Below are 17020 nucleotides of genomic sequence, written 5' to 3' on the forward strand. Positions count from 1 at the left end.
CGGAGCCTGGCGAAGGCTGCGGGACCCTCACCGTTCCGTGAGCTTGAGCTCGATGCGGCGGTTGCGAGCCAAGGCCTCGTCCGTGCTGGCGAGATCGACCGGCTGGTATTCGCCGAAGCCGGCGGCCAGCAGCCGCTGCGGCGGCACGCCTCTGGATGCCAGATACTGCACCACCGAGATGGCGCGGGCCGCCGAGAGCGCCCAGTTCGACTTGAACTCGCCGGTGCCCGAGAGCGGACGCTTGTCCGTGTGGCCGTCCACCCTGAGCACCCAGGGGATGTCCGGCGGGATTTCCTTGGCAATGTCGAGGATCGCGTCGGCGACCTTGTCGAGTTCCGCATTGCCCTGCGGTCGCAGCGTCGCGGCACCGGTGTCGAACAGCACCTCCGACTGGAGGACGAAACGGTCCCCGACAACGCGGATGTCCGCCCTGTTGCCCAGGATCTGCCGCAGCCGGCCGAAGAAGTCCGAGCGGTAGCGGGCGAGTTCCTGCACCTTCTGCGCCAGCGCCACGTTGAGGCGGCTGCCGAGATCGGCGATGCGGGCCTGGCTCTCCTTGTCGCGGGCCTCGGAGGCGGCCAGCGCCTCCTCCAGGGCGGCGAGCTGGCGGCGCAGCCCCGCCATCTGCTGGTTGAGGATCTCCACCTGCGCCAGGGCCTGGTCGGAGATCTGTCTCTGCTTGTCCAGATCGGCGGTGAGCTGGCCGGTCCGCGCCGTGGCCGCCGCGTCCTGGGCGGCGCCCGACGCCATCAGGCCCTGAAGACGATCGCGATCACCCTCGGCCGCCTTCAGCGAGGATTGCAGCATCGCCAGGCTGTCCTCCAGGTTCTTCTTGCCTGATCGCTCCAGGGCGAGGAGGTCGTTGAGCTCGGCGATCTGCCGGTTCAGGCGCTGCAGCGCCGTGTCCTTGCCGCTGATCTCCTGGCTCAGGAAGAACTGCACCATCACGAAGACGGACAGCATGAACACGACGGCGAGCACCAGGGTCGACAGAGCATCGACGAAGCCCGGCCAATAATTGAGCCCGCGGTCGGCGTGGCGATGGCGCGCCAGCGCCATCAGCCCAGCTCCTCGGCGCGGCGGCGCGGCTTGGCCTTCAGCGGCTCGTCCGGCTCACCTCCCGCCAGCCGCTCCAGCGCGGCCTGGATCGCGCGCTGCTGGTCGGCCTGCGCTTCCACCCAATCGCGGATCAACTGCTGTTCCTGGCGCATGTGCTGGACGAGATCACGAATGCCGTCGGCGAGGCTGGCCACCGCCTGGGCCTGGCCGCGATGGCCGTCGCCGGCCGACATTCCCGCAAAATTCTGGTTGAGTCGCTCGATCGCCGCCGTCAGCGCCGGCGAGGCGTCGTCGCCGGCGCTGATCACCGGCACCTCGTCGTTGACGCGGGCGGCTAGTCCGTCCTCGAGGCCCGTATAGAAGCGCGTCTGCGCCTGCCCCAGCTGCAGGTCGAGGAAGCCCAGGATCAGCGATCCGGCCAGGCCGAACAGCGACGACGAAAACGAGATGCCCATGCCGGCGAGCGGGGCTGCCAGGCCACTCTTGAGTTCGTCGAAGAGCGCGGCGGCCTCTCCCCCGGTGCGCATGGAGCGGATCACGGTGCCGACGGAGCTCACCGTTTCCAGCAGGCCCCAGAAGGTACCGAGCAGACCGAGGAACACAAGAAGGCCGGCGAGGTAACGCACGATCTCGCGGTTTTCGTCGAGCCTCAGCGCAATGGCATCGAGGACGGACCGCATGACCGGCGTGCTGACGGCGCGCCCGGCACCGAGCCGCGCGGCCATCGGGGCGAGGAGCGGCGGGGGCGGAGCCTCCGGCAGGCGCCCGCGCAGCAGGTCGGCGGACGTCGTCGCATTGACCCAGCTCACCGCGCCGAACAGGCGCGCCACCTGGCTGATGGCGATGACGATGCCGATCAGCAGCACCAGGCCGATGAGCCCGTTGAGCCCCGGATTGTTGAGGAATGCGGTCCAGATCGGCTGGTACAGGATGAAGGCGAGAAAGCCGACGAGGATCAGGAACACCGCCATGCGCACCAGGTGGATGCGCGGGGAGGTGAGATGCAGCGGATCGGCCTCAGCCATCGGCGGCCTCGCGTCGGTTGGCGCGCGCTGTGCCGGTCGGCGCGCGGTTGAACCCCAAAGATCTTCGCCACTCTCCGGGCGGGCCGCCGCCCGGGTCAAGCCCAGGTGTCCGCTAACTCGTGTCCGCTAACTCGTGCCGGCCTCGTGCGCCGCCTGTCAGGCGGCCGATCTGATCAGCCGCAGCAATTCCCGATGCATGTGCTCGTTGCCGCAGGCGACGCTGCCGTGTCCGGCCGGATCATCGCCGCCGTCCGCTTCGCTCGCCATCCCGCCGGCCTCCCGCAGGATGCAAAGCCCCGCCATCAGGTCCCAGGACTTGAGATTGCGCTCCCAATACGCGTCGGCGCGGCCGGCCGCGACATAGCAGAGGTCGAGTGCCGCCGCCCCCTGGCGACGTATGCCGGCAAAATTGACCATCATGACCGACAGCTCGCGCAGGAAGCGCTCGTGATCGGGACGACCGATGTGGGGAATGCCGCACAATACGATGGCCTGGTCGAGCGTGTTGCGGGCGGCGACCCGAAGCCGCCTGTTGTTGACGAAAGCGCCCTTGCCCCGTTCGGCGATGAACCACTCGTCCTTGATCGGGTCGTAGACCACGCCCGCCACCGGGATGCCTTCGCGCTCCAGGCCGACGGAGATGCAGAAGTGCGGCAGCCCGTGCAGGAAGTTGGTGGTGCCGTCGAGCGGGTCGATATGCCAGCGGTGCGAGGTATCGGTGCCGTCGACGATGCCGCCTTCCTCCAGCACGAAGCCATAGCCGGGCCGCGCCTTCTCGAGGGCGCCGCGCAGGATGTTCTCGGTCTTGCGGTCGGCGGCCGAGACGAAGTCGCCGGGGCCCTTGCGCGAGACCTGAAGCTGCTCAACCTCGCCGAAGTCGCGCTTCAGCGAGCGTGCCGCCTTGGCAACGGCATCGGTCATCACGGTCATCAGCGGCGAACGGATCATCGGGCAACCTTTGCGCGCTCGAGCATGTCCATCGGATCGGAAGCGCTCATCTTGGCGGATAGTCGTTCTTCAACGCTTTGATCCTGGAGCGTCTCTCCCCGATCCGGGGAGTCCACTCCAGCGTGCCGCGCGTCGCGCGGTTGCCGCCGACGAGGGGTGTCGCGCGCCGCTGCAGGCCGATGCGAAGCGGGGAGAGCCGCCGTTCATGTGCATCGCAGCGTGGGGCGCCGTCAAGGCGTCTCGCCGACCAGCTCCGCCCGGTGGCGGGCCGCCAGCGCGTCGGCCTGCTTGCGCTCCTCGGCGCTCAGCCCCTTCAGTGCCTCGTCGAGCCAGGGGTCCGTGAGGCCCTGTCCAGCCGCGAGCATGTGCCAGCCGCCGGCCTCCGCCAGGTCGCGCGGGACGCCGCGGCCGGTGACGAGAAGGCGCGCCAGACGATTCTGGGCGATGGCGTTGCCCTGGCCGGCGGCGCGCTGGAACAGCCTGGCGGCGGCCGCCTCGTCCTTCTCGGCGCCGACGCCGTTGAACAGCGCGATGGCGTATTCCACCTCGGCGGCGACGAAGCGGTTGGCGGCAGCCTTCGCCAGCAGGGCCGTCGCTTCGGCATCGTTGCGGGGAACCCCGGTCCCCTTCCGGTAGAGCGTCGCCAGCACATACTGGGCCTCGGCGACCTCCGCCTCGGCGGCGATGCGCAGCAGCAGCACCGCCTCCGGCGTCCCGGCATCGCCGGGTTGGGCAAGCTTGACCAGCGCCAGATTGTAGCAGGCGGCGGGCTGACGCGCGGCCGCAGCCTTCTCCAGCAGCGCCAGGCCGCCGGGCTCGTCCTTGGGCACCCCGCGGCCCTGCAACTTCATCATGGCCAGCGCAAAGGCGGCGTTGGCGCTGCCGGCAGCTTCGGCGCGCTCGTACCAGACGGCCGCCTTGGCGAGGTCCTCCGGCACCCCGAGGCCCTGACTATAGAGCTCGCCCAGCAGCGTCATGGCGGCGCTGTCGCCGGAGTCGCGCGTCAGCCGGCGCTGCGCTTCCTGCAAAGCCGTGGCGAAGTAGCCTCGTTGGTAGGCGCCATAGGCGGCGTCCAGCGTGTCCTCGCCGGCTGGCGGTTGCCCCGCCTCGGGCTTCACGTCGTAGGAATTGGGCAGGATCGGTCCGCGCACGGCCCCCCGGCGCTCCGCCTCCGAGGGCGCGCGGTCAGTTGGCCGTGGCAGCGTGAAGATCGGCGAGCCCGGCATGCCGGGCTGCAGGGTGGGCTTGCCGAAGACGCTGCCGTCCGGCGGCAGGGTCGGTACCGGGAGCGGCATCGGCGCCGAGGGTCCCGGCGCCTGGGCGGGCGCGGCCGATGGCGCGGCGCCGACGGCGAGCAGAAGCGGCAAGCCGATGGCGAGGACCGGTCGGCGGCGGCGAACCGTCGTCATCGGAGGACGGTCTCCGCGCCAGCCAACAGATCGCAGGCCCGGGCGACGGCCGCGGCGGGGCCCTCGGGCGCGTTGAACACGGCATCGCCAAGGGCCACGAACTCGGCCCCGGTCGAGGCGAGCAGCGGCACGGCGTCGAGCTGCGCGGCGTAGGCGACGCACGGCACGGCGAACAGCTCCGCCCACCAGGCGGCGCGCTCCACCGTGGCTTCCACGTCGGGCACGAAGCCGTCGGCGCGCGGTTCGCCGAACATCACGTAATCGACGTCAACCTCACCGGCCACCATGGCGTCGTGGCGCAGCGAGAGGGCGCCGACGCCGACGATGCGATCGGGCTGGAGCGTCCCGGTGGCGTCCCGCAAGGTCGCCGGATCGGCGCCGCTCAGATGCACGCCGTCGGCGCCGCCGCGAACGGCCGCCTGGGGGCTGGCCGTGACCAGCAGCGCCGCGCCACGCTCCTGAACGATCGGCGCCAGGCACTTGATGCGATTGATGGTGCTGCGCTCGTCGTCGCGCGGCAGATCGATCAGGACCGCCGCCACGTTGCCGGACGCGCACACCTGCGCCAGCAGCGGCGCAAAGGCCTGCGCGTCGGCGATGGTCGGTGTCATGAGATAGAGGCGGGCTGGCTCGGCCATGGCTCAACAGGATGTTACAGCGACGGGATGGCCCACCAGAGGCCGTCCCACGGCTCGCTTCTGCGCGAGCAAGATGCCCAAAAATGGGCGCCGCGCGCTGGAGCGGCGCCCGAGGCGCGAAGACCACGCGAGGACGAGCGACCGGACGATCGCGTCCGGTCGGCCTGGCTCACGCGGCCTGGCTCTCCAGCGCCCGGGTCCACTCGCCCTTCGAGGCAAGCCCGTTCATCAGCGCGCGGTGAGCAAACGCCTTCTGGCCCGCCGGAACGTTTTCCGGCTTGCCCGACCAGGCCTTCTGCGGCGCCGCCTGGAGGGCGCGACCATAGCTGAAAGTCATCTTCCACGGGAAGCCGCCGATGCGGTTCATGGCGTCGAGATGGGCCGTCGCCTCCACGTCGCTCTGCCCCCCGGACAGGTAGGCGATGCCCGGCACGGCCGCCGGCACGCAACGCTTCAGCACGGCGATGGTCGCCTGCGCCACCTCCTCGGCTGATGCCTGCTTGGGCGACTTCTTGCCCGGCACGATCATGTTCGGCTTGAGCACGATGCCCTCGAGCGCGACGCGCGCGTAGAAGAGCTGCTGAAAGACCTCCTTCAGCGTCCACTCGGTGACTTCGGCGCAGCGGCCGATGTCGTGACCGCCGTCCATCAGCACTTCCGGCTCGACGATCGGGACGATGCCGGCCTCCTGGCACAGGGCGGCATAGCGCGCCAGGGCCTGGGCGTTGGCGCTGATGCAGTTGTAGCTCGGGATGCCGGTGCCGATGTCGATCACGGCACGCCATTTGGCGAAGCGCGCGCCCAGCTTGTGGTACTCGTTCAGGCGCTCGCGCAGGCCGTCGAGGCCCTCGGTCACCGTCTCGCCCGGGGAGAAGGGCAGGGGCTTGGCGCCGGCATCGACCTTGATGCCCGGGATCGACCCCGCCTGCTCGATCAGCTTGACCAGCGGCGTGCCGTCCTTGGCCTGCTGGCGGATGGTTTCGTCGAACAGGATGACGCCCGAGATGTTGTTCGTCATCGCGTCCGTGGTGCGGAACATGAACTCGCGATAGTCCCGCCGCGTGTCGGCCGTGGACGGAACGCCGATGGCGTCGAAACGCTTGGCGATGGTGGATGAGCTCTCATCCGCCGCGAGGATGCCCCTGCCGGGCGCGACCATCGCCTCGGCAATCTTGTTCAGTTCATCGAGCTGCACATCAACCTCCCGTCTGGACCTGGATAGCACGGGGCGCGGAACCCCCAAGGACGGCTGCCGCTCTGGGGGAAGACCGCGCCGAAATCATAGCCAAAGAGGGCGGCTCATTCGAGAAGCCGTCCCTCCGCCGCTCCCGGGGGCCGCCAGCGCGCGCCAGCGGCCGCCGCGGCTCGGGCCGCCGGTCGTCAGGCCTTGCGCAGCGCCTCGACGCCCGGCAGCGCCTTGCCCTCGAGCCATTCGAGGAAAGCGCCGCCGGCGGTCGAGACGTAGCTGAAGTCGTCGGCGACACCGGCATGGTTGAGCGCGGCGACCGTGTCGCCGCCGCCGGCCACCGACAGCAGCTTCTTGGCACGCGTCCGCTCGGCGGCATGGCGCGCCGCCTCGACGGTGCCGCGGTCGAACGGCTTGATCTCGAAGGCGCCGAGGGGGCCATTCCAGACCAGGGTCGCGGCATCGTCGATGACTGACCGGATGCGATCGATGGAGAGCGCGCCAACGTCGAGGATCATGCCGTCGGCCGGGATGCCATCCACCCCGTAGGCGTGATGGGTGGCATCGGCGGCGAACCGGTCGGCCACCTCGGCATCGACGGGCAGCACGATGGCGCAGTTGGTCTCCTGGGCCTTGGTCATGATGCGTCGGGCGGTGTCGGCGAGGTCCTTCTCGCACAGCGATTTTCCGACCGCGAGGCCCTGGGCGTAAAGGAAAGTGTTGGCCATGCCGCCGCCGATCACCAGCGCGTCGACCTTGGCGACGAGGTTCTCCAGGAGATCGATCTTGCTCGACACCTTGGCGCCGCCGACCACCGCGACGATCGGCCGGACGGGCTGCTCGAGCGCCTTCGACAACGCTTCCAGCTCCGCCTGCATGGCCCGGCCGGCATAGGCCGGCAGCACCCGGGCGAGGCCTTCGGTCGAGGCATGGGCCCGGTGGGCGGCGGAGAAGGCGTCGTTGACGTAGATGTCGCCGTTGGCCGCCAGGGCCTTGACGAAGTCCGGGTCGTTCTTCTCCTCGCCGGCATGGAAGCGAGTGTTCTCGAGCAGCAGCACGTCACCGTCGGCCATTGCCGCGATCTGGCGCGCCGCCGGCTCGCCGATGCAGTCGTCGGCGAAGGCGACGGGCTGGCCCAGCAGCCGCGACAGCTCCGGCGCGACCGGCTTCAGGCTGTCCTTGGCGTCGCGGCCCTTGGGCCGGCCGAAGTGGGCGAGCAGGATGACCTTGCCGCCGCCCTTCGCGATCTCACGGACGGTGGGCAGGATGCGCTCGATGCGCGTGGCGTCGGTGATGCGGCCGTGCTCCATCGGCACGTTGAGGTCGACGCGCAGGAGTATGCGCTGGCCGGCCGGAGCGGCATCGTCGAGCGTGCGAAAACTCATGGGGTCAATCCCGGAATGCCGAAGCGCTGTGCCAGCACGACGAAGATCGCTGCCAGCACCGCCGCGATGATGGCGGTGGCGATCAGGGCGCCGAAGCCCGGCAGGCGGCCGACGCGCACGGCGAGGCGATCCAATTCGTCCTGCCGGGCAAGGCCGCCGGTGACCCCGGTGGTGTGCTCGACCCGGTCTTCCACACGCAGCAGCAGCGCTTCAGAGCGGGCGAACTTCTCCTCGACCCGGGCGACCTTGTCCTCGATGCGTGCGAGTTGATCGTGCAGCAGTTTGTCGGCCGGAATGGATTCCGACAGCGGGGACGGAGAGGTCGCGGGCGGGGTGCGAACGGCTCCGGCAGGCCAGGTCGGTTCGATGCGGGAACTCGGTTCGTCGCTCATGCTCTACTCCTGGGCTAGAGCGCGCCCCGCCGGGCTGATCCCCGGCACGACGGACGGCGCTCCAGATGCAAAGAGCTGGAGCACCGCGATCCGGATGCCGCACCCGGGATGGCGAATGCTCCGGTCGCGGTGCCCGCGCGGCTGCGCGGGCACCGTTACGGCAGCTCAGATCAGCTTGGCCATGGCGACGGCGGTATCCGCCATGCGATTGGAGAATCCCCATTCGTTGTCGTACCAGGACATGACACGCACCAGGGTGCCGTCGAGCACCTTGGTCTGGTCGAGGTGGAAGATCGACGAGGCCGGATGGTGGTTGAAGTCGATCGACACGTTCGGCTGATCGGTGAAGGCGAGGACGCCCTTGAGCTGCTGGCCGGCGGCGCGCGTGATCGCCTCGTTGATCTCCTCCTTCGACGTGGCCTTGCGCGCCACGAACTTGAAATCGATCACCGAGACGTTGGGCGTCGGCACGCGGATGGAGGTGCCGTCGAGCTTGCCGTTGAGCTCAGGCAGGACCAGGCCGACAGCCTTGGCGGCGCCGGTCGAGGTCGGGATCATCGACAGCGCGGCGGCGCGGGCGCGGTAGAGGTCCTTGTGCATCTGGTCCAGCGACGGCTGGTCATTGGTGTAGGAGTGGACCGTCGTCATGAAACCTTTTTCGATGCCGACCGCGTCGTTCAGCACCTTGGCGACCGGGGCCAGGCAGTTGGTCGTGCACGAGGCGTTCGAGACGACCAGGTGCTCTCCCTTCAGCTTGTCGTGGTTAACGCCGTAGACCACCGTGAGGTCGGCGCCGTCGGCCGGCGCCGAGACCAGCACCCGCTTGGCGCCGGCGTCGAGATGCGCCTTGGCCTTGTCCCTGGCGGTGAAGATGCCGGTGCATTCGAGTGCGATGTCGACGCCGAGTTCCTTGTGCGGCAGCGCCGCCGGATCCTTGATGGCGGTCACCCGGATGGCGCGGCCGTCGACGACGATGCTGTCGCCCTCGACCTTGACCTCGTTCGGGAAGCGGCCGTGCACGCTGTCGAAGCGCAGCAGATGGGCGTTGGTCTCCACGGGGCCGAGATCGTTGATGGCGACCACTTCGATGTCCGTGCGGCCCGATTCGGCGATGGCGCGCAGCACGTTACGCCCGATGCGCCCAAAGCCGTTGATGGCAACGCGAACCGTCATGACCCTCTCTCCTCGTCCCGTTCAGCGCCGGCGCCACGTTCTGGAGCCGGGTGTTGCTGTTCAACCGCGCGGCGCGACAGGCGACCGCTCCTGGTTGTGTGCCCTGACGGCGCGCTCCGACACCGTCGGACCGGCCGCCGCTGCTTCGACCACCATGCCCCGGGATCGCGGCGATCCGGGCACCAACGGTGTGGCCGATGGAGGAACGCCGCCCAGGCGCCGATGACGCCGGCGGCCCGCCGTCCCTCGTTGCGCTCCTAAGCATGGATTGCCGTGGAGCGCCATGCTCGATCGCACATCAGCGACGGCTTGCCGCCCGTCCGCCGGGCGGCGGCCCCGCCGCCATGCCCGCGGCGGCCGCGGCCGATGCGTCATGCGTTGTGGCGTTTGACGACCTGCTCGACGACCGCCTCCGCCGTGATGCCGAAGTTCTTGTAAACATCCTTGTAGGGCCCGCTGGCGCCGAAGCTCGACATGCCCACGAAGCCGCCGTTCTCGCCGATCACCGCATCCCAGCCGAAGCGCACCGCCGCCTCCACCGCGACCCGGATCTTGGCCGTGCCGATCACCGCCCGGCGCACGTCCTCCGGCTGCTCGAGGAACAGGTCGAGCGAAGGCACCGACACGACGCGCGCCGCGATGCCCTGCTGCTTCAGCAACTCCTGCGCCTGGATGGCGAGGCCCACCTCGGAACCGGTGGCGAACAGCGTGGCGACGGCCTCGCCGTCGGCGGGCGACAGCTCATAGGCGCCCGCGGCGCAGAGGTTCTCGCGGACGTGGGTGGTGCGCACGGGCGTCAGATTCTGGCGCGACAGCACCAGTATGCTGGGGCCCGTGGTGCGCTCCAGCGAGAGCTGCCAGCACTCGGCGGTCTCAACCGTGTCGGCGGGGCGATAGACGTGCAGGTTGGGCATGGCGCGCAGCGCCGCCAGGTGCTCCACGGGCTGGTGGGTCGGCCCATCTTCGCCGAGCCCGATCGAATCGTGGGTCATGATGTAGATGACCGGGATATGCGCGAGCGCCGAGATGCGGATCGCCGGCCGAGCATAGTCGGTGAAGACGAAGAAGGTGCCGCCCGCCGGCCGGAAGCCGCCGTGCAGGGTGATGCCGTTCATCGCCGCCGACATGCCGTGCTCGCGGATGCCGTAGTGGATGTAGCGGCCGCCGAAGGAACCCGGTGCGATCTCGATCAGATTCTTGGTCTTGGTGTTGTTGGACGGCGTCAGGTCGGCGGAGCCTAGAATCAGTTCGGGCACCGCGACCGTCAGCACCTCCAGCGCGATCTCGCTGGCCTTGCGCGTCGCCACCGTTTGTGGCTCGGCGACCAGGTGCCGCTTGAGCCCATCGATGGCCGTGTCCAGGCCCTGGGGCAGCTTGTGCTCGATGCGGCGGGTAAATTCGCTGCGCTGCGCCTCGGGCGCCTGATCGAAGCGCGTCTGCCAGGCCTCCCGCGCCGGGCTGCCGCGACCGCCGAAGCGGCGCCACGTCTCGAGGATCTCGGCGGGGATCTCGAAGGACCCGTAGGGCCAGCCGAGATGCTCCTTGGCGGCCTTCAACTCGTCGGCTCCCAGCGCCTCACCGTGCGCCTTGGAGGTGCCCTGCTTGTGGGGGGCGCCGAAGCCGATCACCGTCTTGCAGGCAATGAGCGACGGCCGGCCGGTCTCCTGCTGGGCGTTGGTGATGGCCTGGGCGATGGCATCGGGGTCGTGACCGTCGACGCGCACCGCATGCCACCCCGCCGCCTCGAAGCGCTTCACCTGATCGACCGAGTCGGACAGCGTCAGCGGGCCGTCGATGGAGATGCCGTTGTCGTCGTGGAAGACGATGAGCTTGCCGAGCTTGAGGTGGCCGCCGAGCGCGATCGCCTCCTGGCTGACGCCTTCCATCAGGTCGCCGTCAGAGGCCAGCACATAGGTGTAGTGGTTCACGAGGTCGTCGCCGTATTCGGCCGCCAGCATGCGCTCCGCCAGCGCCATGCCGATGGACGTGGCGATGCCTTGCCCCAAGGGACCGGTGGTCGTCTCCACGCCGGTGGTCATGAAATTCTCGGGATGGCCGGGTGTCTTGGAGTGGAGCTGGCGGAAGCGCTCGATCTCGGCGAGCGTCATGCCCTCGTAGCCGTTCAGGTAGAGCAGGGCGTAGAGCAGCATCGAACCGTGGCCGGCCGACAGCACGAAGCGGTCGCGGTCGGGCCAATGCGGCTGCGCCGCATCGTACTTCAGGAAGCGCGTGAACAGGACAGTGGCGATATCCGCCGCCCCCATGGGCAAGCCGGGGTGACCGGAATTGGCCTTCTCGACAGCATCCATCGCGAGGGCACGAATTGCGTTCGCGAGGTGACGGTGTTCAACGAGATTGGTCATCGGAGGTCCGCCTGCGTCGGGTTTGGGGTATCCGGATCCGGCTTCGGGTCGAGCCCGGACGCGCCCGGGGTTGATAGCAGTTGAGCTTAGTGAGTCAAATTGTCGAGCAAGTGGCGTCAGATAGCGCCGGATCGCCGGCGAGCCGGCTCAAGATTTCGTGTCCGGCGGGTTTCAAGAGCACCCGCATATGCGGTAATCCTGTGGTGGCGCACCCGGCGAGCCGGGATAGTCATGAAAAGGACCAGACAGGTTCGATCCACCAGGGGTGCGTGCAGCGGGGCTCCATGAACCTCAACGAGGCACTGAAGCGGCTCGATGCCGCTCTGACCGCGCTGGAAGCGGCCGCGGCGCGCCGCGAGGAGGCGGACCGCCGCAGCGGCGATCTGGAGACCGAGCTGTCGCTGATGCAGGACGACCGGGCGCGCCTGGCGGTCGACCTGGACGGCACGATCGCCAAGCTCGATCGCATGGAGGCGACGACGGCGGACGTCGGTCGCAGGCTCGAACTCGCCATGGCGGCGGTGCAGGCGGTCCTCGACGCGGAAACCGCCTCCGTCGCCCTCCGCAACGATGGGGATTAGCACGGGGGCGTTCTGGATCGGGCCGCCGCCCGGTCCTAAAATACGATCGAGTCGAGGCACTCGGATCGGCGGATAGGCGTTGCCGCGTCTGCCGCCCGGTCGGGAGCACCGCTCCGGCCGGATGCGGTGCCCGCCAGACAACCAGTTGGGGGCCCCAAGCCATGGCGCACGTATCGGTGACGATCGCCGGCAAGGTCTATCGCATGGCCTGCGAGGACGGGGAGGAGAAACACCTCGAAGGCCTTGCGGCGGACTTCGACCGGCGCATCGCCGCCTTGCAGGAGTCGTTCGGCCCGATCGGCGACATGCGGCTCCAGGTGATGGCCGCGCTGATGGCCCTCGACGAACTGGAAGAAGCGCAGAAGCGCCTGCTCGATGTCGAGCACGAGATGCGGGCGCTGCGGCAAGCGCTGACGGCGGGGGACGAGCGGACCGACCTCGTCGAGGCGCAGGCGGCGGAAACCCTCATCCACGTCGCCGAGCGGATCGAGCGGCTGGCGCGCGCGCTTAATCCCGCGCCCTCCAACGCCGGCTGAGGGCGCCGCGCCGCGGCGCCAGACCGGGTCTACTGCGCCTTGTCCGTGGATCGCAGAACGGTAGCGCCGGCGCCGGGCGGGATCTGGTCGATGACCAGGAGCTTGACGGCCTCCGCGCCCTCGGCCGCGCCGAAATGCCATGTGTCGACCATTTCGACGATGAAATCGCCCGGCCGGTACAGGGTGCTGCGCGCGCCGTCGGCCGATGAGACGCGCAGCGTGCCGGCTTCGACATAGGCGTAGCGGGGGTGGGGGTGCTTGTGGACCGGCAGCTTGGCTCCCGGCGGAATGGTGTAGCGGGAGACGACGACTTCGACGTCACCGCCGGGCAGCCGGATCGGCTGGTCCGCGGCGGTCCGATCTGAGCGGAAGACGGGCGCGACCGACACCGCCGCCGGGGCCGCGCCCCCGGAATTGAGTGGAGCCTCCGCCCTGGCGGCACCAAGCGCCACCAGAGCGGCCAAGCCGAACACTGCTACCCGCACAGGCATCCTCCCGACGTCGTCGTGTCGCCGCCGGCCACGCTCAAGGTTGGCGCGGCGCGCATCTAGCATTCCGCCCGGAACCACCTTAGGTTAGGTGGGCGGGGCTGTGGGGCGCGTCAGGAGACACATATCCCCGGGGCCTTATCGATCCGAACGGGAGCTGTACCTGTCCTTGTCCGTGGACTTGGGCACACGGCGCCCACCTACGTTGTAGGTTTCCCGGGATCGATCCTCCAACGGCTTTCGCGGCTCCGCACCGTTCTCATCCATTCCCGCGTGGCGGCTCGCCACCGTCACGCCAGGGGCGAATAGGGCTCCGGCACCGCGATGGCGGAGCTCGCCTCCAGCACCTGTTCGGGAGCGCCGGGCGGCGGCCAGATGCCGTCGGCGGTGGCCTTGGCGCGCACGGCCGAGCGCTCGTCGAGCCCGGCGTACGGCCAGATGTGGGTGATGCGTGGCGTGCCGTCGAGCGCATACATAGCGACGACGAGACGCGACCGCGCCGCCCGGGCCGGCATGGCCGCCTCCCAGCCGGCCAGCGTCGGCGCCAGCCCGCCCGGCCTCAGCTTATAGGTGCGAAATTCGTAGACGCGGCCGTAGGCCCCCGGCTCGACGGGCGGCAGGAACGGAAACGGCAGGTAGGTGTCCATCTCCATGGCCGTCACCGCATCGCCGGCGTTGAACGGGTCGGCGTCGAGCAGGGCCCGTCGCCGCTCGGCCACCAGATCCTCCTGGCTGGCGAAGGCACGCAGAATCAGCAGGCGCCCGAGCGTGCCGATGTCGGTTCGCCAGCACCCGAGCAACGCGCCCCTCGCATCCGGCGTGCTCAGAAAGGCCTGTACGCCGTCCGACGCCCTGGACACCGATACCACCGGGCACGACAGCGTCGTGAGTTCGTAGAACTGGGGCATGGGCTGACCCTTTAGAGCGTTTTCGAGCGAAGTGGACGCCGGTCGCGTGAAGAAAACGCGACAAATCAAACAGATAGAGCATTTCGGCGGTCCGAAGAAACGCGGAAATGCACTAGGCTGCCGCGCCGGATCGGGCCGGAGGCGCTGACATGCGCGACCACCGGCCAGCACGCAACCCGTGCTACGAGAAGCCAAGGCATTCGGAGCGCGCGGGGAGATCATGGACGAAGCGGTGGGACCGTACCCTGCGCCTACCGGCCGCCGGGCAGAGCACATCGATGTCGGCGGCTGACGGCAAGGCCGCGCTGCGCCGGGCGTGCCTGGCGCGCCGGGACGCGCTTCTCCCCGCGGTTCGGGCGGCCGCCGCCCAGGCCATCGCCGCAAACGCGCTGCTGCTGCCGCACCTCGGCCAAGCCGCCCTGGAGGGCCCGGTCGCCGGCTATTGGCCCATCCGCAGCGAAGTGGACCCGCGCCCTCTGATGGTCGCGCTAGCCAGCCGCGGCGCGGCGCTCTGCCTGCCGGTTGTCGCCGCCCCCACCCTGCGGTTCCGCGCCTACGGCGCGGGCGACCCCCTGCACGACGCCGGCTTCGGCACCAGGGGTCCGTCGCCGGAGGCGCTCGACGTCTCGCCGCGCATCCTGCTCGTGCCGTGCCTGGCCTTCGATCGCCGCGGCGGGCGGCTCGGATATGGAGCCGGCCACTACGACAGGGCCCTGGCGCGGCTCGCCGCGGAGGGGCCGGTCGTGGCCATCGCGCTGGCGTTCGCCACCCAGGAGGTGGAGCAGGTGCCGACCGAGGCGCACGACCGGCCCCTTGACGCCATCGTCACCGAGCGCGAATGGGTGAGCCCACCGGCTCGACCGGTTTGACGGCCGCCGCATGATCGGCTTCCGTGGGGCTCGACATGCGACTTCTTTTCATCGGTGATGTCTGTGGCCGCGCCGGCCGCCAGGTGGTCGTCAACCGCCTGCCGGACCTGCGGGCGCGTTGGGACCTCGATTGCGTCGTCGTCAACGGCGAGAATTCCGCCGGTGGCTTCGGCATCACCGAGGACATTTGCGACGCACTTCTCAACGCCGGCGCCGATGCCGTCACGCTGGGCAACCACGCCTTCGACAATCGCGACGCCCTGGTCTTCGCCGATCGCCAGCCGCGCCTGGTTCGCCCGGCCAACTATCCGAGCGGCACGCCGGGGCGTGGCGCTACCGTGGTCGAGACCCAGAAGGGCGCACGCGTGCTGGTCGTCAACCTCATGGGGCGCGTGTTCATGGAGGCGCTGGACGATCCGTTCGCCGCTGCCGAGCGGGAACTCGCGGCAGCGCCGCTGGGGCACGCCTGCGACGCGATCCTGGTCGATTTTCACGCCGAGGCGACGAGCGAGAAGCAGGCTTTCGGCTATTTCGTCGACGGGCGCGTGTCACTCGTGGTCGGCACGCACACCCATGTGCCGACGGGCGACCACCGTATCCTCGCCGGCGGCACCGGCTACATCTCCGACGCGGGCATGAGCGGCGACTACGACAGCGTCATCGGTATGCACAAGGAGGAGCCGGTGCGGCGTTTCCTCCAGAAGACTCCCGGAGGCCGGCTCGAGCCCGCCGGCGGCGAGGCCACCCTGTGCGGTGTCGCCGTCGAGACGGACGACGCGACCGGCCTCGCCATCCGGATCGCGCCGGTCCGGCTCGGCCCGCACCTCGGCGAGGCTCGGCCCGATTTCTGGGAGCCCTGATCGCCGGCGAGCCATATGTACGGCCTCTGCGCGGCGGCGAAAGACTGTTCAAGGGAAGCAAGACGCATGCGAATCGGGACGGCCGCCTTTGCGGCGGCCCTGCTGATGCTGTCAGCCGCGGCGGCGGCGGATCAGCCGCCGCTGTACAAGCAGCACGGCGACTGGAGCGGCCGTTGCATGAGCACTGGCCTGTGCGTCATTGCGTCGGGCCCGGTCGAGATCGTGCGCGGCTGGGCGTGGGATGCCAAGCCGCTGGTCTGCTACTACGGCGCCGGCGACGGGGAGGGCGAGCTTGCCGTCGACATCGACGGGCAGGCCTACCCCGTGGTGGCGGATCCGTCGCTGGTCGGTGCCCAGCAGATCGCTGCGGGCCACCACGCCTTCGACGCCTATGTACGTCAGCAGGGCCGCAGCGGCCGGGCGGCCTGTCGGCCTGCGGCGGCCGATACCAAGTTGCTGAAGGCGCTGGGCACCAGCCGGCAGGCGATCATTCGACGCTCCGGCCGGGCGGAGCCGCTCTCGCTCGCCGGCTTCGTCGCCCTGGCTGAATGGATGGATGCGCGCCAGGAGCGGACGGCTACCAGCGGCGCCCTGCTGAAGGCCGGCTCAGCCGATGCGCAGGACGCGCCGCATGCCGCGCCGCTGCTGCGATCGGACCCGTTGCCCCGCGCCGTCGAGGCCGTCTACGCCGCGCCGGCCGCAGCTTGCGCGACCATCCGGCCGGACAACTTCGACGGGGCCGGCGCGGCGCGCATCGCGCTGGGCGGCGGAACCGAGCTGTTCTTGCTGCCGTGCGGCGAGCCGGGTGCCAACCAGCCGATGCTGGCGGTGACGCTGCTGCCCGACGGCCGCGCCATCAACCAGCGGCTGGAGCTCGTCAGCGATGGCAAGCGGCTCGCCGCGATCGGCGGCATGAACCTGGTGTGGGATGGGCGCGACCGTCGCCTCGTCGGCCGCCAGTCCATGGGCTACACCTGCGCCGTCGAGACGCAATGGCGTCCGGCGGGCGATCGCTTCGAACTCGTGAGCCAGACGCGGGAGATCGGCTGCACCAGGCCCGATGCCGCCGACGCGCAGGCGTGGGCCGCCGTCTGGCCGGCGGCGGCCGAGGGCGGTGCACCGGCGGCGACGCCGGGCGCGCTCGACCGCCTGGGGGGCTCCACGATTCCGGGAAAATAGCGCGCCTCGTCGCGACCGGCC

At 69.8% G+C, this 17020-nt stretch carries 17 protein-coding genes and 1 other RNA gene; 6 read left to right on the forward strand and 12 right to left on the reverse strand.

Going from position 1 to position 17020, the window contains the following annotated elements; genetic code table 11:
* Positions 1–27: 27 nt before the first annotated feature.
* The 10 genes from IEW34_RS11705 to tkt all read right to left on the reverse strand — a co-directional run bounded on the left by IEW34_RS11705 (position 28) and on the right by tkt (position 11578).
* A complete protein-coding gene (locus IEW34_RS11705; RefSeq protein WP_188609373.1) occupies positions 28–1059 on the reverse strand; it encodes a peptidoglycan -binding protein in 1032 nt (343 codons plus the stop codon).
* Positions 1059–2084, reverse strand: a complete 1026-nt coding sequence (locus IEW34_RS11710; protein WP_188609374.1) for a flagellar motor protein MotA — start codon at positions 2082–2084, stop codon at positions 1059–1061. The genes IEW34_RS11705 and IEW34_RS11710 overlap by 1 nt, the downstream gene beginning before the upstream one ends.
* A 156-nt stretch (positions 2085–2240) precedes the next feature.
* A complete protein-coding gene (locus IEW34_RS11715; RefSeq protein ID WP_188609375.1) occupies positions 2241–3032 on the reverse strand; it encodes an inositol monophosphatase family protein in 792 nt (263 codons plus the stop codon).
* A 230-nt stretch (positions 3033–3262) separates the two neighbouring features.
* Positions 3263–4441 carry a tetratricopeptide repeat protein gene (locus IEW34_RS11720; RefSeq protein ID WP_188609376.1) on the reverse strand — a complete coding sequence of 393 codons (1179 nt, stop codon included), beginning with the start codon at positions 4439–4441 and terminating at the stop codon, positions 3263–3265.
* On the reverse strand, positions 4438–5079 hold the full coding sequence (locus IEW34_RS11725; protein ID WP_188609377.1) for a thiamine phosphate synthase: 642 nt from the start codon (positions 5077–5079) through the stop codon (positions 4438–4440). The genes IEW34_RS11720 and IEW34_RS11725 overlap by 4 nt, the downstream gene beginning before the upstream one ends.
* Positions 5080–5248: 169 nt before the next feature.
* Complete coding sequence (locus tag IEW34_RS11730) at positions 5249–6274, reverse strand: class I fructose-bisphosphate aldolase (protein WP_188609378.1); 1026 nt, start codon at positions 6272–6274, stop codon at positions 5249–5251.
* 185 nt (positions 6275–6459) lie between these two features.
* Positions 6460–7650, reverse strand: coding sequence for a phosphoglycerate kinase (locus IEW34_RS11735; RefSeq protein ID WP_188609379.1), 1191 nt, complete (start codon positions 7648–7650; stop codon positions 6460–6462).
* Positions 7647–8042 (reverse strand): hypothetical protein, encoded by a 396-nt coding sequence (locus IEW34_RS11740; RefSeq protein WP_244641939.1) that lies wholly within the window; start codon positions 8040–8042, stop codon positions 7647–7649. The genes IEW34_RS11735 and IEW34_RS11740 overlap by 4 nt, the downstream gene beginning before the upstream one ends.
* Before the next feature lie 165 nt (positions 8043–8207).
* On the reverse strand, positions 8208–9215 hold the full coding sequence (gene gap, locus IEW34_RS11745) for a type I glyceraldehyde-3-phosphate dehydrogenase (RefSeq protein ID WP_188609380.1): 1008 nt from the start codon (positions 9213–9215) through the stop codon (positions 8208–8210).
* Between the two features lie 371 nt (positions 9216–9586).
* A complete protein-coding gene (gene tkt / locus IEW34_RS11750) occupies positions 9587–11578 on the reverse strand; it encodes a transketolase (protein WP_188609381.1) in 1992 nt (663 codons plus the stop codon).
* A gap of 284 nt (positions 11579–11862) precedes the next feature.
* Here tkt and IEW34_RS11755 point away from each other — a divergent pair, with 284 nt between their 5' ends.
* Both IEW34_RS11755 and IEW34_RS11760 read left to right on the forward strand, forming a co-directional pair.
* Positions 11863–12159 (forward strand): DUF4164 family protein, encoded by a 297-nt coding sequence (locus tag IEW34_RS11755; protein ID WP_188609382.1) that lies wholly within the window; start codon positions 11863–11865, stop codon positions 12157–12159.
* Between the two features lie 161 nt (positions 12160–12320).
* Positions 12321–12695 (forward strand): cell division protein ZapA, encoded by a 375-nt coding sequence (locus IEW34_RS11760; RefSeq protein WP_188609383.1) that lies wholly within the window; start codon positions 12321–12323, stop codon positions 12693–12695.
* 29 nt (positions 12696–12724) lie between these two features.
* Here IEW34_RS11760 and IEW34_RS11765 read toward each other — a convergent pair whose 3' ends face one another.
* Positions 12725–13180, reverse strand: a complete 456-nt coding sequence (locus IEW34_RS11765; RefSeq protein WP_244641940.1) for a cupin domain-containing protein — start codon at positions 13178–13180, stop codon at positions 12725–12727.
* 98 nt (positions 13181–13278) lie between these two features.
* Between IEW34_RS11765 and ssrS the strand changes: the two genes are divergently transcribed.
* Positions 13279–13436, forward strand: a non-coding RNA gene (gene ssrS / locus IEW34_RS11770) — 6S RNA.
* A gap of 37 nt (positions 13437–13473) precedes the next feature.
* Here ssrS and IEW34_RS11775 read toward each other — a convergent pair.
* Positions 13474–14091 (reverse strand): NIPSNAP family protein, encoded by a 618-nt coding sequence (locus IEW34_RS11775; RefSeq protein ID WP_188609385.1) that lies wholly within the window; start codon positions 14089–14091, stop codon positions 13474–13476.
* A 278-nt stretch (positions 14092–14369) separates the two neighbouring features.
* On the opposite strand from IEW34_RS11775, the gene IEW34_RS11780 reads away from it, so the two are divergent.
* From IEW34_RS11780 to IEW34_RS11790, 3 genes are all read left to right on the forward strand, one after another.
* A complete protein-coding gene (locus IEW34_RS11780; RefSeq protein ID WP_188609386.1) occupies positions 14370–14960 on the forward strand; it encodes a 5-formyltetrahydrofolate cyclo-ligase in 591 nt (196 codons plus the stop codon).
* Between the two features lie 35 nt (positions 14961–14995).
* Complete coding sequence (locus tag IEW34_RS11785; RefSeq protein ID WP_188609387.1) at positions 14996–15820, forward strand: TIGR00282 family metallophosphoesterase; 825 nt, start codon at positions 14996–14998, stop codon at positions 15818–15820.
* A gap of 66 nt (positions 15821–15886) precedes the next feature.
* Positions 15887–16999 carry a DUF1176 domain-containing protein gene (locus IEW34_RS11790; RefSeq protein WP_188609388.1) on the forward strand — a complete coding sequence of 371 codons (1113 nt, stop codon included), beginning with the start codon at positions 15887–15889 and terminating at the stop codon, positions 16997–16999.
* Positions 17000–17020 lie beyond the last annotated feature (21 nt).

Source organism: Chelatococcus reniformis (assembly GCF_014640075.1).
Lineage (GTDB): Bacteria > Pseudomonadota > Alphaproteobacteria > Rhizobiales > Beijerinckiaceae > Camelimonas > Camelimonas reniformis.

Coding starts and splice junctions, on each gene's coding strand:
- tkt (WP_188609381.1), bottom strand. CDS start 11,578: ATGACCAATCTCGTTGAACACCGTCACCTCGCGAACGCAATTCGTGCC.
- IEW34_RS11785 (WP_188609387.1), top strand. CDS start 14,996: ATGCGACTTCTTTTCATCGGTGATGTCTGTGGCCGCGCCGGCCGCCAG.
- IEW34_RS11760 (WP_188609383.1), top strand. CDS start 12,321: ATGGCGCACGTATCGGTGACGATCGCCGGCAAGGTCTATCGCATGGCC.
- IEW34_RS11780 (WP_188609386.1), top strand. CDS start 14,370: ATGTCGGCGGCTGACGGCAAGGCCGCGCTGCGCCGGGCGTGCCTGGCG.
- gap (WP_188609380.1), bottom strand. CDS start 9,215: ATGACGGTTCGCGTTGCCATCAACGGCTTTGGGCGCATCGGGCGTAAC.
- IEW34_RS11755 (WP_188609382.1), top strand. CDS start 11,863: ATGAACCTCAACGAGGCACTGAAGCGGCTCGATGCCGCTCTGACCGCG.
- IEW34_RS11720 (WP_188609376.1), bottom strand. CDS start 4,441: ATGACGACGGTTCGCCGCCGCCGACCGGTCCTCGCCATCGGCTTGCCG.
- IEW34_RS11710 (WP_188609374.1), bottom strand. CDS start 2,084: ATGGCTGAGGCCGATCCGCTGCATCTCACCTCCCCGCGCATCCACCTG.
- IEW34_RS11725 (WP_188609377.1), bottom strand. CDS start 5,079: ATGGCCGAGCCAGCCCGCCTCTATCTCATGACACCGACCATCGCCGAC.
- IEW34_RS11735 (WP_188609379.1), bottom strand. CDS start 7,650: ATGAGTTTTCGCACGCTCGACGATGCCGCTCCGGCCGGCCAGCGCATA.
- IEW34_RS11705 (WP_188609373.1), bottom strand. CDS start 1,059: ATGGCGCTGGCGCGCCATCGCCACGCCGACCGCGGGCTCAATTATTGG.
- IEW34_RS11715 (WP_188609375.1), bottom strand. CDS start 3,032: ATGATCCGTTCGCCGCTGATGACCGTGATGACCGATGCCGTTGCCAAG.
- IEW34_RS11775 (WP_188609385.1), bottom strand. CDS start 14,091: ATGCCCCAGTTCTACGAACTCACGACGCTGTCGTGCCCGGTGGTATCG.
- IEW34_RS11790 (WP_188609388.1), top strand. CDS start 15,887: ATGCGAATCGGGACGGCCGCCTTTGCGGCGGCCCTGCTGATGCTGTCA.
- IEW34_RS11740 (WP_244641939.1), bottom strand. CDS start 8,042: ATGAGCGACGAACCGAGTTCCCGCATCGAACCGACCTGGCCTGCCGGA.